Source organism: Synechococcus sp. FACHB-909, assembly GCF_014698945.1.
Classification (GTDB): domain Bacteria; phylum Cyanobacteriota; class Cyanobacteriia; order PCC-6307; family Cyanobiaceae; genus Cyanobium.
Window position 1 is genome coordinate 1 of record NZ_JACJTY010000015.1, and the last position, 15,784, is coordinate 15,784.

A 15,784-nucleotide genomic window follows, 5' to 3' on the forward strand; every position below is an offset into this window, starting at 1 on the left:
GGGGAGCTGATCGGCACCACCCGCGTCACCACCACCCGGCTGATCTCCCGCATCCGGGCCGCCGACCTGATGCAGGTCCCCAGCGGCGAGACCAGCCTGCGCCTGGCACCGGCCCTGGTCGACGGCGCTCCCCTGGCGGCCTGACGCCCCCTGCTTTCAGCTTTCTCCTTTCTCCTCCCTTTCCCTTCGCCCCCATGGCCCCCTCCCTCGGCAGCCTTCCCGACGTCCCCGCTCCGATCAGCGTCCGCGGTCCCCAGCCCCAGGCCAAGAAGAAGGGCTGCCGCCAGAAGAAATGCTCCAAATGGAAAGGCGGCAAGTGCTGCTGCGGCCGCGACTGAGATCGCGCGGAACCCTGGGCTCCGGTCCGGCCGGGGCCCGCTTCACTCGCCCCGGCCCTGGCGCTCGAGGCTCGGCATCAGGGCGATCGAGGCGGCCAGCCCCAGCACCAGGATCAGCAGCGCCGGAATCAGGGCCGCCCCCACCCGTTCGTCACTGGCGTACTGATAGACGCGCACCGAAAGGGTGTCGAAGTCAAACGGGCGCAGGGAGAAGGTGAGGGGCAGCTCCTTGACCACGTCGACGAAGACGAGCAGCGACCCCACCAGCAGCGGACCGCGCAGCAGCGGCAGGTGGACACGGCGCAGCACCGCCAGCCAGCCGCAGCCCAGGCTGGTGGCCGATTCGTCCAGGCTGGGGGGAATGTGCTCGAACGAGGCGTCGAGTCCCTGCTTTGAGACGGCCATGAAGCGGTCGGCGTAGCCCCAGAGCAGCAGCAGCAGGGGGCTGAGCTGCAGCGGCCCGCCGATCAGCATCAGGGCCAGGGCCAGCACGGTGCCCGGCACGGCGTAGCCCATGCCGGCGAAGAAGGTGAGCCGCCCCAGCAGCCGGTTGGCCAGCCAGCGGCGGCTGATGGCCAGCACCAGGGCCGCCGCCACGGTGACCACGGTGGCGACGAGGGCCAGCCCCAGGCTTCGCAGCGTCAGGGCCAGCAGATCCTCGAGCGGATCGCTCTGCAGGTGGTCGCGGCTCGCCACCAGCCAGGTGAGGGGAAGCCCCAGGCTCACCAGGGGCGGCAGCACGGAGAGCAGCTGGGCCAGCAGGCGGCGCCATCCCTGCAGCGGCCACTGCAGCGCGCCGGCACCGTCCTGGCCGATGTTCCAGCGGCGGCTGCGCTGGCGCATCCAGCGTTCGGCCCCCACCAGCAGGCTGACCAGCACCAGGGCGATCAGGGCCAGTCCCACCGCCCCCGGCAGGTCGCCCTCCGCCTGCCAGCGCTGCAGGATCCCCCGCGAGAGGGTGGGCACCCCCAGCAGCTCCACGGCGCCGAGTTCATTGACCACCTCCATGCCGCCGAGGGCGACACCGGCACCGATGGAGGGCAGCGCCAGGGGCAGGGCGACCCGCCGGAAGCTGCCCCAGGGGCCCACCCCCAGGCTGCGGCAGGCCTCCAGCTGGCGCTGCCCACTGCCCGAGAAACTCTCCGTGGAGAGCAGGAAGACGTAGCTGTAGGTGGTGAGGCTGAGCAGCAGCACGGCCCAGCCGATGCCGTGCACGCGGAAGCCCCAGCGGCTGCCGAGGTCGACCAGTACGGCGGCGAGCACGAAGGCCGGAGCCGCCAGGGGCAGCACCTGGGCCAGCCGCAGCCAGCGGCGTCCCGGGAAGCGGCAACAGGCGGTGAGCCAGCCGTTGGCGGTGCCGAGCAGGGCCGCGATCAGTCCGACGCCCAGCACCAGCACCAGGGTGTTGCTCAGCTGCTCGAGGCCTTCGGCCCCCAGCCAGAGGCCGCCGGAGCCGGCATCGCGAAGGGCGAAGCCGGCCAGGGCCAGGAACGGCAGCACCGCCAGGGCGCAGACCAGCAGGACGGCCGCCGCGAGGGAAGCCCGCCGCATCGGCGGAGCTGTCCGGGGGGCTGGTGCCCGCTCCGCCGTTGCCGCTGTCGCCATCCGCTGTCCTATTTCCAGCCGTTCGATTCCATCATCCGGGTGGCCGCCCGGCTCCTGGATCCGATCTGCTCCACCGAGACGCCATCGGCCCGGAAGCTGCCGAACCGCTTCAGGATCGGGTTATCCCCGAAGCCCTTGAGCGGGTATTCGTTGTTGGCTTCGGCGTAGCCGCGGCCGCCGGTGGGGGAGGCCAGGAACTCGATCAGCCGGGTCGCCGCCTGGGGATTTCTGGCGTGGCGGGTGACGCCGGCGCCGGTGATGTTGACGTGGGAGGGATTAAGGTAGACCACCCTCAGGCGTTCGGCCAGCTGCTTGTCCTGGGCGCCGCCCTCCCCGGAGAGCATGCGGGCTATGTAGTAGGTGTTCACCACGCCCACACCGCACTCGCCCCGGGCGACGGCCCGGGCCAGGGGGGTGTCGGAGGTGAAGAAGGGCTGGCTGACGTTGGCCACCATGCCGCGGATCCAGGTGCGGGTGGCGGCATCACCCCGCAGGATCATCTGGCTGGCCACCAGGGACTGGTTGTAGGGGCTCTTGCGCTCCCGCAGGCAGAGCTTGCCCTTGAGGGCCGGCTTGGCCAGATCGGCGTAGGTGCGGATCGTGGCGGGATTCACCAGCTTCGGGTTGACCACCACGGCCCGCACCCGGCGGGTGAGGCCATACCAGCGGCCCTGGGAATCGCGCAGGTTGGCGGGCACGTCGCGCTGCAGGGCGGCTGAACGGACGGGGCGGAACAGGCCCTGGTCGGTGGCGGCGTCGAGGCGGGCGGCATCGACGAGCACGAGCACATCGGCGGGGCTGTTCTTGCCCTCACTCTTGAGGCGCTCCAGCAGGGCGTCGTCCTTGGCTTCCAGCACGTTCACCTTGATGCCGGTGCGGGCGGTGAACTGGCGGTAGAGCTCCTTGTCGGTGTTGTAGTGGCGACCGGAGTAGACCCCGATGGTGGTGCCGGCCTGGGCGACGGCGGGAGCCTGGGGCTGCGACTGGCCGATGGCCGGCAAAGATCCGCCGCCGAAGATGGCGAGCAGGGCTGCGGCCAGGGCCGCGGATCCGCCGACAGGCAGCAGCAGGCGACGACGGAGGAACCTGGACGAGGGCATCGGGAAGAACGGGTGTCTGCCCGGACCCTATGAAGGTTCCGAAGGGGTGGTCGGAACAAACGACGCGAAGCCAGGTATCAATGCTTACGCGCGCTTCGCTCAGTAGGAGCTGGACCGGCGCACCGGGATGAGGGCGGGCTGCATCAGGCCGCCGCCGCCGTTGTCGTCGTCGGAATCCATCGCCATCCACAGCACCAGACCGAGAAGGGCGAGAACGCCCGTCATCAGGAGGAACTCGGTCATGGGAACAGTACGTAGAGCGTCACCCTAGCGGCGCCAGCCGGTGGTTCCGTAGTGGATGCAGCACAACGGGACGGCGGTTTGCCGATCAGGCGAAGCCCTTGCCGGACGCGCCGGCCACGCAGGCCTGGAGCTGCTGGCGCAGGCGCTGGTGGTCGAGATCCTTGCCGATCAGCACCAGCTGGTTCTTGCGCTCCCCCGGCCAGTCGCTGTCGTCGATGGAGAAGCGTTTGCCCGCCAGGTGGAACACGTGGCGGCGCTCGCTTTCGTTGAACCAGAGGATGCCCTTGGCCCGGAAGACCCCCGCCGGCATCTGGTTGTCGAGGAAATTCTGGAACTTGCGCAGGGAGAGGGGGCCGTCGCTGCTGAAGGACAGGGAGGTGAACCCCTCAATGGCCTGGTGGTCGGCATGACCGCCATGGTCATGGTCGTGGCCATGGTGATGGCCGTGATCGTGACCTGCCTCCGTTTCGTGCTCGCAGTGGCCGTGGTCGTGGTCGCAGTGGCTGTGGTCCTCGGCGCCGTGGTCGTGATGGGTGCCGTGGTCATGGCCGTGGTGGTCGCCGGCGCCGGGAGCCTGCTGCTGGGCCACCACCTTGTCGCTCTCGAACAGGCCCACGCTCAGCAGCAGGGCCAGGGGCACCTCGCCCTTCACCGAGCGCAGGATGCGGGCCTCGCTCTTGATCGCCCGCAGCTCGGCCTCCAGCCGCTCCAGCCGCTCCTCGCTGACCAGGTCGCACTTGTTGAGCAGGATCATGTCGCCGTAGACGATCTGGGAGCGGCCCACCTCCCCCTGCAGCGTCTCGGCGCCGAAGTTCTCCGCGTCCACCAGGGTGATGATCGAATCGAGCCGGGTGAGGTCGCGCAGGTCGCTGCCGAGGAAGGTCATGGCCACGGGCAGCGGATCGGCCAGGCCGGTGGTCTCGACCACCAGGTAGTCGACGGGGTCGGGGCGCTCCAGCACCCGGTAGACGGCCTCCAGCAGTTCGCCGTTGATCGAGCAGCAGATGCAGCCGTTGCTCAGCTCCACCATGTCGTCGCCGGTGGCGACGATCAGTTCGTTGTCGATGCCGATCTCGCCGAACTCATTGACCAGCACGGCGGTCTTGACCCCCTCCTGGTTGCTGAGGATGTGGTTGAGCAGGGTGGTCTTTCCCGCTCCGAGGAAGCCCGTGAGGATCGTCACCGGCACGGAGATGGGCCGGGCCTCGGCGGCCGCCTCCGTGGCCGCACCTGGGGTCGGGGCGTCCAGTTTCGTGCTGGTCATGGCCGGAAGGGGAACCGCTGTGGTGATTCTGCCGGCGCGCTCACCCCACCAGTGCCGCCGCGGCTGCTGGAATGGCGGTCTCCGTACCTGGCCCATGAACTCCAGTGAAGCGTTCGCCGCCATCGGCCTTGCCGCCGTGGCCTGCGATGGCGCCCTCGACGGTGACGAGGCCGCCCTGCTGCGCCAGCAGCTGGAGCTGCGCTCGCCCTACGGCAACCTCGGCGAAGCGGTGATGGGGGCGATGTTCGACGGCCTGCTGGGGCGCCTGCGCAACGGCGGCTGGGAACAGCTGCTGGTGGAGGCCGCGCCGGTGCTGAGCGAACCCCAGCAGGAGACGGCCTATGCGATGGCGGCCCTGCTGGTGTACGCCAACCGCAGCCTCAAGCCGGTGGAGCAGGCGATGCTGCAGCGGCTGGGGGAACTGATCAGCGTGCCGGCGGAGCGCTGCAGCCAGATCCTCGATGTGATGGCGGTGCTGCACCGCGACAGCCTCCGGGCCTGATCGGCCGGCCTCAGGACCGGGCGCCACGGCAGCGGCCGCACAGCCCGAAGAACTCGAGGGTGTGGTACATCGGCAGGAAGTCGCCCAGGTCCTCCCCCGGCAGGTGCAGGCCGTGCACCGGGCACTGGGGCAGCACCATGGTGGTGCCGCAGTCGACGCAGGTGAGGTGGTGCTCGTCCCGCTCGGTCGGGCCGTAGAGGGCCTCGCCGCTGGGCAGGTGGCGGCAGCGCACCAGGCCCCGCTGCTGCAGCTGGCGCAGGTGGCGGTAGACGGTGGCCAGGCCCATGGCGGAGGGGCCGCCCCGCAGGCGGGCATGGAGGTCCTGGCCGCTCAGCTCGCCGTCGGCATCGCGCAGTTCCGCCAGCAGGGAAGCCTGGCGCGGCGGCAGATCGGGGGTGGTGGGGGCCTGCATGGTTCCGTTTCTACCCTGCCGGCAGCCAGATGGCCTGGAGGGCCTCCTGGGGAAGGGGCTGGAGGGTAAGGCTGGAGGCCTCGATCAGCACCGCCCGGGGGGGCGCCGGCGGTGCCCCGCGCAGCTCCCCCAGGGGGCGCAGCACCAGCGCCAGCCGGTCGCTGGTGGGGTCGTAGCTGAGGCCGGTGCCGGGTTCGAGCTCCCAGCCGGTCAGGCGCCGCGAGGCCAGCACGGTGCCGCGCCGATCGAGGGTCACCAGGGTGAGGACGGGGCGGCCCACCCCTTCGATCAGCAGGGCCCAGATCCGTTCGCCGCCGCGGCTGCAGGCCGTGGCCGCCAGGGCCTGGGGGCCGAGCCAGAGCTGGCGCGGGGCCACGCCCGGCTCCACCAGCTCCAGGGAGCGGCGGAAATCGGGCCAGTGGCGCACCAGCAGGGCGCGCCCCGCCCGGGGACAGAAGCTGCTCAGGTCGCGGCTGCCGGGCAGGGTCTGGCGGCGGGGCGGCCGGGGGGGCAGGTCGCGCAGGCTGAGGCCGTCGATCTCGGGCACCACCAGGGCGCCCCCCTCGGGCAGCAGCCGCACGGCGCCGCTGGCCTCCAGCGGCAGCACCCGGGGGCCGCCCCGGGCGGGCCAGAGGCTGATGCTCACCTGGTCGGGCTGCTCACCGCCGGCCTGCACCAGCAGGTCGCCGCGGCGGTTGCCGCTGATGTGGGCGAAGACCATCTCGCCGGCGCCGATGGCCTCGGGGGCACCGGCCTGCACGGGCGACGCTGACGCCGGACGCCCGCGGCCCAGGGGGCGCAGGGGCTGCTGGCGCAGCGGCAGCCGCCAGACACGGAAGCGGCCGTTTTCGGAGCGCGACACCACGGCCACGGCCTCGCCACCGCCGAGCGGTTCGACCATGGTGATGCGCGGCCAGACCGGCGAGATCGGCCGCCAGCGGCCGTCGTGCTCCCGCACCTGCAGCTGCTCGCCGCTGCCCGCCGGCACCACCGCCAGCAGCCGGGGGCGCGGATCCCACTGCCAGCGCTGGGGGGCCAGGGCCAGGCCGCGGCGATCGCGGCCGGCCAGCTGCAGCTGCAGGGGGGAGCTGATCCGCTGGTCGGGGGAGAGGTTCAGCAGCAGGGTGTCGCCGTCGCCGAGCCAGCGGTGGGCCAGGGGCGGGTTGAGGGTGCTGGCGGCCTGGAGGCTGGCCGGGTCCATGGGCCGGCTGAAGCGGGCCTGCAGGGCGGCGGGACCGGAGCTGGCGGCCACCGGCGTCAGCCGCTCGAGCCGGGGCGGGTGGTTCAGCAGCAGCTGCTGCTGGACGAGGGCCAGCAGCCCTGCCAGGGCCAGGGTGAGCGGCAGGGGGCCGGCACCGGGGAGGCGGGAGAGCGGGCTCATGGTTCCAGGGGCCGGGCGGGCCGGGGGATCGGCCGGATGCGGCTGGGAACCACCTCCAGCCGCTCGCCGCCGCCGGGGGCGGGTTTGAGGCCCATCACCCCGTCGATGGCCAGCCACTGGTCGGCGGGGAAGGGGGCCTGGCCGGCGGGCCAGTGGACGGGCAGCCCCACCGGGGAGGCATCGGCCAGGCAGCAGCGCACCAGCAGTCGGGCCAGCTGGGGCGATTCGCCCTCCATCGGCAGCACGAAGCCGCTGATGCGCACCGGATCGCCGGCAAACAATTTGGGGTCGGGCTGGCTGCGCAGCAGCCGCACCCAGTCGGTGAGGCTGCGCTGGGCGGGCGGCAACACGAAGCTGAGCTCGCTTTCGGCGGTCTCGTCGCGGGGGCGCTGGCCGGCCAGGTCGGCGAAGGAGGGGGCCGGCGGCAGCAGCAGCACCAGCAGGGCGATGGCGGCGGTGAGCAGCAGGGTGCGGGCCTGGCGCCGGTCGCCCCGCTCCTGCCGGCCGGGCCCGAAGGCCAGGCGCAGCTGCAGCAGGGCCACGAGCAGCAGCAGCAGGCCGGCCAGGGCCACCAGGGGGTGGAACACGGCCCGCAGGAGCAGGTCGAGGCGGCCGTCGACGCTGCTGACAAGCATCACCAGGGCCCAGAGGCCGAGGCTGGCGGCGCGCCAGAGGGCGGCCCGCTGCAGGAGGGGGGGAGTCACAGGCGCCACAGGTTCACCCACTGGCCGATCAGGAGCACCATCAGGGCGGCCCCGGCGGTGGTGAGCACCAGGCCGCGGGGGCGGAACAGCAGCCCGAGCAGGCTCACCAGCTTGAGGTCGATCACCGGGCCCAGGAGCAGGAAGGCGAGCAGGGCCCCGGGGGTGACCTGGGCGGCGAAGCTGAGGGCCAGGAACGCATCCACGCTCGAGCACACCGACACCACCAGGGCCAGCAGCATCAGGGCCAGGATCGAGAGGGTGGGGGCGCCGCCCACCGCCAGCAGCCAGCTGCGGGGCACGAAGGACTGCACCAGAGCGGCGATGACGCTGCCCATCACCAGCAGCAGGGCCAGGTAGAGGAACTCCTGGCTGGCGTGCTTCATCAGCTCGGCCAGGGGCGGCCGGACTGGGGCGGTGTCGGCGCTGAGGGCCGACGGTGGCGGGGCGCCCACCAGGCCGCTGGAGCGCTCCAGCAGCCCCACCGCCGCCAGGGGCTGGTGCAGGCGCCGCTCGGCCAGCAGGTCGGCCTGGAGCAGCTGGGTTTCGGGTACCAGGCCCAGCAGCAGGGCCAGGGCCACGGCCACCACCACGGCGCCGAGGGGCCGGGCCAGCAGCAGCCAGGGCTGGTCGGGGAAGGCGGCCCAGGTGCTGGCGATCACGATCGGGTTGAGCACGGGGGCGGCGAACAGGAAGCCGAGGCCGGCGCCGAGGGGCGCGCCGCCGCTGAGCATGCGGCGGGCCACCGGCACGTTGCCGCATTCGCAGGCCGGCAGGGCGAACCCGAGGGCGGCGCCGGTGAGGGGCCCCAGCAGGGGGTGGGAGGGGAGCCGCCGCAGCCAGCGGCCGCCGGGGGCGAACCAGCGGGCGCCGGCGGAGATCAGCACGCCGATCAGCAGGAAGGGCAGCGCCTCGATCAGCAGCCCCTGGAACAGGGCCCAGGCGGTGGCCAGACGGGTGAGGATCACGGCGCCGGCCAGGGCTCCGGGCTTGCGGGGGTGGCGGCGCCCGCTTCGAACCAGTCGGGGATGGCGGTGAAGCGGGCGGCGTTGGCCTCGTTCTCGCGAGCCTCGACGCGCCAGCAGCAGCTGCGGCCGCCATCCCGCTGGTGCAGCATCTCGTTGGCCCAGCCCCAGGCCAGCTCGGCGCTGGCCTCCATGCCCACGTTGGCCATCACCCGCAGGTCGAGGGCGCCCTGCTCATGCAGGGCCTGCCACTGGGCCAGCAGGGGGTCGTCGTGGTTGACCAGGAAGGTGTGGTCGAACTGCTGCTCGAGGCGGGCCCGCAGGGGCTGGAGGCTGGAGAAATCGACCACGAAGCCGTGGACGTCGAGGTGGTGGGCGGCGAACCAGAAGGTGAAGCTGCGGCTGTAGCCGTGCACGAAACGGCAGTGGCCCGGGTGGCGCCACTGGCGGTGGCAGCAGGGGAAGCCGCCGTAGCTCTTGCTGCAGGTGTGGGCCGCGGGGGAGGACATGGGGGAGGATCACTGCAGCTGACGTCGCGTCCCTTGGGGGCTCCATCCGCCGCTTCCCCTGGATCCTGTCATCCGCCGTCGCCCGGTGGGGGGGGGCAGCTGGTGGGCCCGGAGCTGATCGCCACGTTGCGCTTCGATGGGGCGGGGCTGATCCCGGCGGTGGCCCAGGACTGGCTGGACGGGGCGGTGCTGATGGTGGCCTGGATGAACCGGGAGGCGATCGAGCGCAGCCTGGCCACGGGCGAGGTGCACTACTGGAGCCGCTCGCGGCAGGAGCTGTGGCACAAGGGGGCCACCAGCGGCCATTTCCAGAAGCTCAGGGGGCTCCGCTACGACTGCGACGCCGACGTGCTGCTGCTCACGATCGAGCAGGTGGGCCAGGTGGCCTGCCACACCGGCGCCCGCAGCTGCTTCTACGAGGACGGCGAATCGGCCACCCCCGGCGGACCCGACGCCCTGCCGCCGCCGGCGGATGTGTGCACCGAACTGGCGCGGGTGATCAACGGCCGCCGCGATAGCCCGGAGCCGGGCAGCTACACCAACAAGCTGCTGGAGGGGGGCGACAACCGCATCCTCAAGAAGATCGGCGAGGAGAGCGCCGAATTCGTGATGGCCTGCAAGGACGACGACCCGGAGGCGATCGCCGGTGAGGCTGCCGATCTGATTTTTCATCTGCAGGTGGCCCTGGCCCACCGCGGTGTCGACTGGCGCCGGGTGCAGGAGGTGCTGGCCGAGCGGCGCGGGGCGCCCAGGCGCGAATGAGCCGGCTGCAGCGGGAACTGGCCTGCCGGCGGCGGCTCACCGATGGATCGGGCGAACGGTGGCTGTGGGCCCTGGGCTCGAGCCTGCCCTGGGTGGGGCTGGCGGTGCTGCTGCTGCACGCCCTGACGCGCCGCACGATCACACCGCTTCTCTATGGCCTGACGGCCCTGGGGGCGGTGGGCTTCCTGGTGCTGACCCTGGGGGGCCTGCCGGACGACCTGGCCAGCCGCAACCGGCTGCCGTCGGGCACGGTGCCGGCGGCGATCACGCTGATCTGCGTGGCGGCGTTTGCCTTCGGGCACCGGCAGGGGCAGGAGAAGGCGGCGGTGGAGGCGAAGAAGTGGCTGGAGCTGGATGGGTGAGCGGTCAGGTCCTGGGAGCGGAACCGCGACGGCTCACCGACGGCTCAGCACCCGGCAATGCGTCTTCAGGGAGCCCCAGCTGTCTGCGGATCAGGTTCAGGCTGTTGAGGGCACGGTCGAGATCTTTCTGGAATGCAGGATCTTTTGGTACAAGTTGGCGGTAGATCTCCACGGCTTCGACGGTGGGTGGAAGCGCTTCTGAAGGGCGTCCGAGCTCACTGAGAGCGATGCCCTGATTGAGCAGGGAACGAGCTAATTCTCCCAGGTAGTCGGAATCCTTCACCACCAGTTGGCGGTAGACCATCACCGATTCCAGGAAGAACGGGAGCGCTTTCGAAGGATGTCCTGACCAGCCGTGATAAGCACCCAGGTTGTTCAGGGCAAGTGCGAGGTTTCCCTTTGCCCGGGGTGTCTCTCTCGCCAGTTGGCGGTAGATTGCCACCGCCTCGATGGCGGGTGGGATTGCATTGGCTTGGCGATCCATCCTGCTGTAGATGTCGGCCAGCTTTCCCAAAGCACCGGCCATCTCCCCCCGAATGGCAGGCTCTCCTCTCGCCAGGCTGCGGTACAGCGACACCGCTTCAAGGCTGGGCGATAGAGATTCCGCGTTGCGTCCCAGTGCACTGAAGCCAAGGCTCAAGTTGGTGAGAGATCGGGCAAAGTCAGCCTGGAATGTGGAGTCTCGCTCCACGAGCCCCCGATAGATCTTCACCGCTTCCAGGCTTGCAGGAAGTGCCTCTTCATGCCGTCCAAGATCGGTCAGGCAGTTTCCCTGGTTGTTCAAGGTTCTGGCCAGGCCCTCAACGTGCTCGGAGCTGACTGCCGACAGTCTGCGGTAGATGGAAATCGCTTCGATCTGTGCTGGCAGTGCATCAGAAGGATGTCCCAGATCTCTGTAGATGTGGCTCAGCTGATCAAGAGCATCTCCCAGGCTGTTCTGCCTACCGGGGTCACTACTGGCCTGCCGGCGGACGATCTGGAGCATTTCCAGACTCAATGGCAGGGCCTCTGAGGGACGCCCGAGTTCGTGGTAGACCCCGATAAGGGTGTCGAGGGTGACGGCCAGATCGCTGAGGGAGGCAGGATTGGCTGAAGCCAACCTTCGGCGCATGTCCATGGCCTCCAGAAATGGCGGTAGAGCGTCTTCGAGTCGGCCGAGGTCGCCGTAGCGTTCTCCCAGATCATTCAGGGCATGGGCCAGGTTGGCCATCTCATCTGGATTCCTGATAGCCAGTGATCGGCGGATCGTTACCGACTCGAGGGTGGGTGGCAGCGCCTCTGATGGCTGGCCAAGCTCGCTGTAGAGCAGTCCCAGGACGTTCAGGGAAAGGGCAAGCTCACCCCTCAGGCCGGTGTCGCGTTCGGCCAGCCGGCGATGCATCGCCACCGCTTCCAGGATGGGTGGAAGCACCTCCTTGCTGCGCCCTGTGGCTGCGTAGAGAGGGGCTACCAGTCTCAGGGAAGCCGCCAGATCAGCTGCGCCATCGCTGCTGATTCCCTCCAGACTCCGGCGCAGCTTCACGGCTTCCTCGACTGGGCCAAGCGCCTCGACGAACCGGTTGTTGATCCAGAGAAGCCGCCCGTAAGCATGGAGGATTCGGGCCGTGGTGGCATCATCCTGCTGGGGATTCGCCCGCAGCCAGTCCACCACCTTCTGCTGCAGGTTCAGGGCTTCTCCGTCGGCTCCCGCGTCTTCCAGTGCCATGGCCTGGCGGATCCAGCCGCTCACCTGCGGCGGCAGCTGGTTGTCCGTTCGTGGCGTTGCCTGGGAGCCCCTGGTGTCGCCCGCAGTAGCGGGAAACTGCTGGGCGACGGCTATGGCGGGCACGGGTGTCCCGATGGCATGGCCCAGGAGCAGGGCAACCGCTGGAAGGCTTCGGCTGAACCACGGATTCACCACGGCAAGCACGGCGGCTTGATTTCAAGCTAGGCAGCGGGGCTTTGGCCGCTGAAGACGGGTGAAGGTTTGTCTCTTTGGCTCTAAGCGCACCAGCGACTAGGCGGCTCTGGGGCCCAGAGCCCAGCAAAGACCCTCGTGGGCCTGCCGCTCACCATGGCACCGGTATCGCCACCAAAGGTGGTACGAAAGTCACTGGCCGCAGCCTCGACAATGGTCTGGATCGCGACGCAGCGCTGAGACAAGGACGTGTCCTACATGGCCTTGCAGCGCTGATCCAGGACTTTCTGCCCCATTGTCAGCCTTGTGCCTTGACGCCTGAAGACCCTCCTGGTGTGGTAGATGGCGCCCCTTGCTGGACAGGCATCGTTGAAGCGCTCTGACTTCTTCCACGACGGCCTCCCGAAGCACTGACGCGTGGAGCCATAGACCCCGCGACCGCCGCCGGGAAGCCTGGAACAGGACCTGCACGCGTTCGACGTTTCGTCATCGCTGGCCGATCCCCCTGTCCATCGTTAGGTTCTCAACGTGCAACTCCTGATGTCCAGGAAGTCGCGTGATGGCAATTCCACCAACGCGGATCATGGCTTCCAACCGTTGTGTCCCACAGTGTTTGAGGCAACCCAGATGGGCTTCGTGAACGAAGTGGTCTCGGATGAAGACATTGCCCGATACAACCTGCCGTTCAAGCCCGGTGATGGCCGTTACTGGACGAGGGATAGGGAGCTGGATTGCTACCTGTGGGGGGGGATCATTGAAAACTTTTCCAGGGAATACATCCCTGAAGGAAGATTCTGGCTGTTTATGCGAGATACGCTGCTGGACATTTCGCTAAATGTTGAAAACGTCTCTATCGGATCGCAGGTGAATGCTCCGAAGATCGTATGGAAAGAAGTCTCTCATATTCAGCCTAGCGATCTTGGAGGCCTGGATATGCATGAAGTCTTGTCTGTTCTCCGTAGTGCCTTGATCGTGTTTGGGGTTGATGGCGAGGAGAGCCGACCACCTCTTGAGTCAATTGTAACAATTCAGTTCTAGCACTTAGTCACTGTATATCCGCATCTTGGAATCATGAAGCTTACTGCTGAGCAGGCCAATCTTCTGCTGGACACAATTGAAACTAAGGAACAGCTTCTAGAGCTAATTGAGAGAGTCGATCATCGGGTTCAAGGGTCTGTTACGGTCCTTTATAGTGGAGTTACCGGAAGATATTCTTCCGTCGGTGAGAAGATCGTCCACTCTGGCGCGATGGCGGAGGCACTGCACGAATCTGGCAATGACGTCCGCACCATTGATCAGTCTGAGGTAGGGAAGTTTATGAATATGACAAGAAACTCGAGTAACTACAATAAAAAGTTTGTCGACAAACTGAAACAGATATTCGGGGAGGACAAGGTTGGGCTGCAAAGCTTTATGGATGGGGAAGTTGTTGATGGTATGCGCGTTAATAATGGAGTTTGGGACAGGGTTTCTGCCCGGTATGTCGCAGATGCCGTTGGAGAGGTGGTGACTTTCACTGGAGGGGCGTCAGTAAGTCGAGTCTTCTTTCAGACAGAGCTCCCGCTGATTCTGAATAATCCAAGAGTGACAAGTATTGATGGAATACCAATTGAGGTATTTCATGGAATGGCCGTTGAGGATGCTTTTAAGATAATCATTGCAGCGTCCGAAGTGAGGACATCAAGGCTGAAGATATCTGTGGACGAATCTGGAAACCCTCTGCAGATCAATCAGCATTACGTCCTTGACGCCCGAAACTTCTTTGAAGACTCTAATGCGATCAATGGGAATGCCCCTCCCCCCGATACTCCGATGCGGTCGATGGCGGACTTCATTCCCCAGGAGAGGGTGGCTGCCCATCGTGAAGCGCTGAGAGAGATCCGAATAGCCCAGGACAACTTGGCTGTTCACTACAAGCGAGATCTTCTCAATCAGTCTCCTCAGACTCCTCAGACTCCATCGCGTTGGCTCAAGGCCATGGATCAACTGGGCCACATTGCGGACGTCGTCAGCCTTGCGGCCGTGGCCCATGATGCCAAAGCAGCAATGGATGCGGGCGATCCGGACGCTGCACAGCGGATGATGACCCAATGGGCACTTGAGAATGCCGGGGCGATTCTTGCTGGTCGCCTGGCATCACTGGCAGTGGCACCCTTGCTGGCTGCGGGTCCGCTGGGCTGGTTGGCTGCAAGTGGCATCGTGCTGTCGGCCTCGATGCTTGGAAGTGCCTATTCCGACGAGGCTGCAGAGTTTGTGGCTGGGCACCTTGCCGATCTCTGGGATCGGGGACTGGGGGTATTGAGAAATCAGTTTCAAGCGGCGGAAAGAAACTATTCATGTCCCCTTATTCTTGATCTTGACCGCAATGGAGTGATCACATCATCTGAGCATGGATCTGCGATTCATTTTGATCATGACGGTAATGGATTTGCCGAACGGACGGGTTGGATCAGCCCGACGGACGGACTGCTTGTGCATGATCTTGATAGCAATGGTCTCATCGACCATGGAGGTGAGCTATTTGGCAATCACACATTTCTGCCGAATGGAACGAAGGCGGCCAATGGATTTGATGCTCTCAGGGCGCTTGATGGAAATGGAGATCGCTGGATCGATCAACAAGATCCAGTATGGTCGAAGCTGAGTGTATGGATTGACAGAAATAGCAATGCAGTTGCCGATCAAGACGAGATTGTGAGCCTCAGCGAGGCAGGCTTGCTGCGGCTTGGTGTTGACTATGCAGCATCAGATATGGTCGACTCTGAGGGTAACCGGCACCTTCAGATCGGTAGATTCCAGGCCTCTGACGGAACTCTTCAATCCATGCATGATGTCTGGTTTCAGGTCGACCAGGCACGAACCAGGTGGCTTCACCCTGTCTCCATTGATGCAGGCCTTTCTGCACTTCCAGATCTGAAAGGCATGGGTATGGTGCCTGACCTGCATCAAGCCATGGCTGCAGATCAATCCGGAGAGCTGCGATTGCTTCTGGAAAGCTGGATCCAGGGCAACGCCTTACAGCGCGAGGTACTGATTGATCCATTGATCTTTCGTTGGGTGGGGGTGTCTTCTGAGCAGCTCAAGGCTGGCTGGGATGCGATCGATGGACGACTCGCAGTCATGGAGCGCCTGCTCGGTCAGCCCTTTCGCCAGGGCTGGACTGACCCTCGGCCGATTGGTCCGGCGGTGCGGTTGCTTCATCAGGCCTATGAAGATCTCCGTCTTCAGTTGGAAGATCAGCTGATTCTCCAGACGGATGCAAAGCCGATCCTGCAACGTCTTGTGACAGCAGATGGTGACATTCATTTGCAGCCATCGCAGCAGAGCCTGCAGTGGATCGCCAGCTATCTGGATGCAAGCTTCCTCCAGTCATCAGACTTCCTGGGACTGTATAAGCTGACTCGATCTTTTCGAGCTATCGGAGATTCTGGATCTCTGATTCTGGTCAAATTGCAGGACTCATTCATTTCCGATGCAGCAAAAGGAAGCGTTTTCCAACGGCTTGCTTCAGGGCATCGCCTTTTTCAAGGATCATCAGAATCCAACTACTTGTCTGGTACGGATGGTCAGGATTGGATCGAAGGCGGAGCGGGCGATGACGTGCTGCATGGCGGCACGGGCCGGGACTGGCTGGTGTCGGGGAGCGGCAACGACAGCCTGAACGGCGGTGTTGGCGATGACGTGTATGTGATCGGCCAGGGAGGAGAGCGAAAGGAGATCAGTGACGTGGATTACGCGAGCGG

The 15,784-nt window shown here is 66.7% G+C and carries 16 protein-coding genes and 1 pseudogene; 7 read left to right on the plus strand and 10 right to left on the minus strand.

What is annotated here, in order from left to right; all coding sequences use genetic code 11:
* Both H6G99_RS16490 and H6G99_RS16080 read left to right on the plus strand, forming a co-directional pair.
* Window positions 1–144 (plus strand): annotated as a pseudogene (locus H6G99_RS16490) (Crp/Fnr family transcriptional regulator); the annotation flags it as partial.
* Window positions 145–194: 50 nt separating this feature from the next.
* Complete coding sequence (locus H6G99_RS16080) at window positions 195–338, plus strand: hypothetical protein (protein WP_190612590.1); 144 nt, start codon at window positions 195–197, stop codon at window positions 336–338.
* Between the two features lie 42 nt (window positions 339–380).
* Here H6G99_RS16080 and H6G99_RS16085 read toward each other — a convergent pair whose 3' ends face one another.
* The 4 genes from H6G99_RS16085 to H6G99_RS16100 all read right to left on the minus strand — a co-directional run bounded on the left by H6G99_RS16085 (window position 381) and on the right by H6G99_RS16100 (window position 4,550).
* A complete protein-coding gene (locus H6G99_RS16085; protein ID WP_190612608.1) occupies window positions 381–1,889 on the minus strand; it encodes an ABC transporter permease in 1,509 nt (502 codons plus the stop codon).
* Window positions 1,890–1,951: 62 nt separating this feature from the next.
* Complete coding sequence (locus tag H6G99_RS16090; RefSeq protein ID WP_190612592.1) at window positions 1,952–3,043, minus strand: extracellular solute-binding protein; 1,092 nt, start codon at window positions 3,041–3,043, stop codon at window positions 1,952–1,954.
* Between the two features lie 99 nt (window positions 3,044–3,142).
* Complete coding sequence (locus H6G99_RS16095) at window positions 3,143–3,286, minus strand: hypothetical protein (protein WP_190612594.1); 144 nt, start codon at window positions 3,284–3,286, stop codon at window positions 3,143–3,145.
* Between the two features lie 85 nt (window positions 3,287–3,371).
* Window positions 3,372–4,550, minus strand: a complete 1,179-nt coding sequence (locus tag H6G99_RS16100; protein ID WP_286191217.1) for a CobW family GTP-binding protein — start codon at window positions 4,548–4,550, stop codon at window positions 3,372–3,374.
* 94 nt (window positions 4,551–4,644) lie between these two features.
* Here H6G99_RS16100 and H6G99_RS16105 point away from each other — a divergent pair, with 94 nt between their 5' ends.
* Window positions 4,645–5,052 carry a tellurite resistance TerB family protein gene (locus tag H6G99_RS16105; protein WP_190612595.1) on the plus strand — a complete coding sequence of 136 codons (408 nt, stop codon included), beginning with the start codon at window positions 4,645–4,647 and terminating at the stop codon, window positions 5,050–5,052.
* A 10-nt stretch (window positions 5,053–5,062) separates the two neighbouring features.
* Here the strand turns inward: H6G99_RS16105 and H6G99_RS16110 are convergent, their stop codons facing one another.
* Genes H6G99_RS16110 through H6G99_RS16130 form a run of 5 tightly spaced genes read right to left on the minus strand, consistent with a single transcriptional unit; the run spans window position 5,063 to window position 9,020 of the window.
* Complete coding sequence (locus H6G99_RS16110) at window positions 5,063–5,464, minus strand: Fur family transcriptional regulator (protein ID WP_190612596.1); 402 nt, start codon at window positions 5,462–5,464, stop codon at window positions 5,063–5,065.
* A 10-nt stretch (window positions 5,465–5,474) separates the two neighbouring features.
* A complete protein-coding gene (locus H6G99_RS16115) occupies window positions 5,475–6,845 on the minus strand; it encodes an Ig-like domain-containing domain (RefSeq protein ID WP_190612598.1) in 1,371 nt (456 codons plus the stop codon).
* Complete coding sequence (locus H6G99_RS16120) at window positions 6,842–7,549, minus strand: TIGR03943 family putative permease subunit (protein ID WP_190612599.1); 708 nt, start codon at window positions 7,547–7,549, stop codon at window positions 6,842–6,844. The genes H6G99_RS16115 and H6G99_RS16120 overlap by 4 nt, the downstream gene beginning before the upstream one ends.
* The gene (locus H6G99_RS16125) at window positions 7,546–8,514 is read right to left on the minus strand and encodes a permease (protein WP_190612601.1); all 969 of its coding nucleotides are present in this window, start codon (window positions 8,512–8,514) and stop codon (window positions 7,546–7,548) included. Before H6G99_RS16125 ends, H6G99_RS16120 begins: the two co-directional genes overlap by 4 nt.
* Window positions 8,511–9,020: a 6-carboxytetrahydropterin synthase gene (locus tag H6G99_RS16130; protein WP_190612602.1), complete on the minus strand. Its 510-nt coding sequence runs from the start codon at window positions 9,018–9,020 to the stop codon at window positions 8,511–8,513. The genes H6G99_RS16125 and H6G99_RS16130 overlap by 4 nt, the downstream gene beginning before the upstream one ends.
* A gap of 99 nt (window positions 9,021–9,119) precedes the next feature.
* Here H6G99_RS16130 and hisIE point away from each other — a divergent pair, with 99 nt between their 5' ends.
* Together hisIE and H6G99_RS16140 are read left to right on the plus strand one after the other, a co-directional pair.
* Window positions 9,120–9,782, plus strand: a complete 663-nt coding sequence (gene hisIE / locus H6G99_RS16135) for a bifunctional phosphoribosyl-AMP cyclohydrolase/phosphoribosyl-ATP diphosphatase HisIE (RefSeq protein ID WP_190612611.1) — start codon at window positions 9,120–9,122, stop codon at window positions 9,780–9,782.
* Complete coding sequence (locus tag H6G99_RS16140) at window positions 9,779–10,144, plus strand: hypothetical protein (protein ID WP_190612604.1); 366 nt, start codon at window positions 9,779–9,781, stop codon at window positions 10,142–10,144. Before hisIE ends, H6G99_RS16140 begins: the two co-directional genes overlap by 4 nt.
* Window positions 10,145–10,148: 4 nt before the next feature.
* Here H6G99_RS16140 and H6G99_RS16145 read toward each other — a convergent pair whose 3' ends face one another.
* Window positions 10,149–11,873 (minus strand): tetratricopeptide repeat protein, encoded by a 1,725-nt coding sequence (locus tag H6G99_RS16145; RefSeq protein WP_190612605.1) that lies wholly within the window; start codon window positions 11,871–11,873, stop codon window positions 10,149–10,151.
* Between the two features lie 708 nt (window positions 11,874–12,581).
* Between H6G99_RS16145 and H6G99_RS16150 the strand changes: the two genes are divergently transcribed.
* Together H6G99_RS16150 and H6G99_RS16495 are read left to right on the plus strand one after the other, a co-directional pair.
* Window positions 12,582–13,079 carry a hypothetical protein gene (locus H6G99_RS16150; protein ID WP_190612607.1) on the plus strand — a complete coding sequence of 166 codons (498 nt, stop codon included), beginning with the start codon at window positions 12,582–12,584 and terminating at the stop codon, window positions 13,077–13,079.
* A gap of 33 nt (window positions 13,080–13,112) precedes the next feature.
* Window positions 13,113–15,784: calcium-binding protein (locus H6G99_RS16495; protein ID WP_502707699.1), on the plus strand; the 2,672-nt coding region annotated here is incomplete at its 3' end.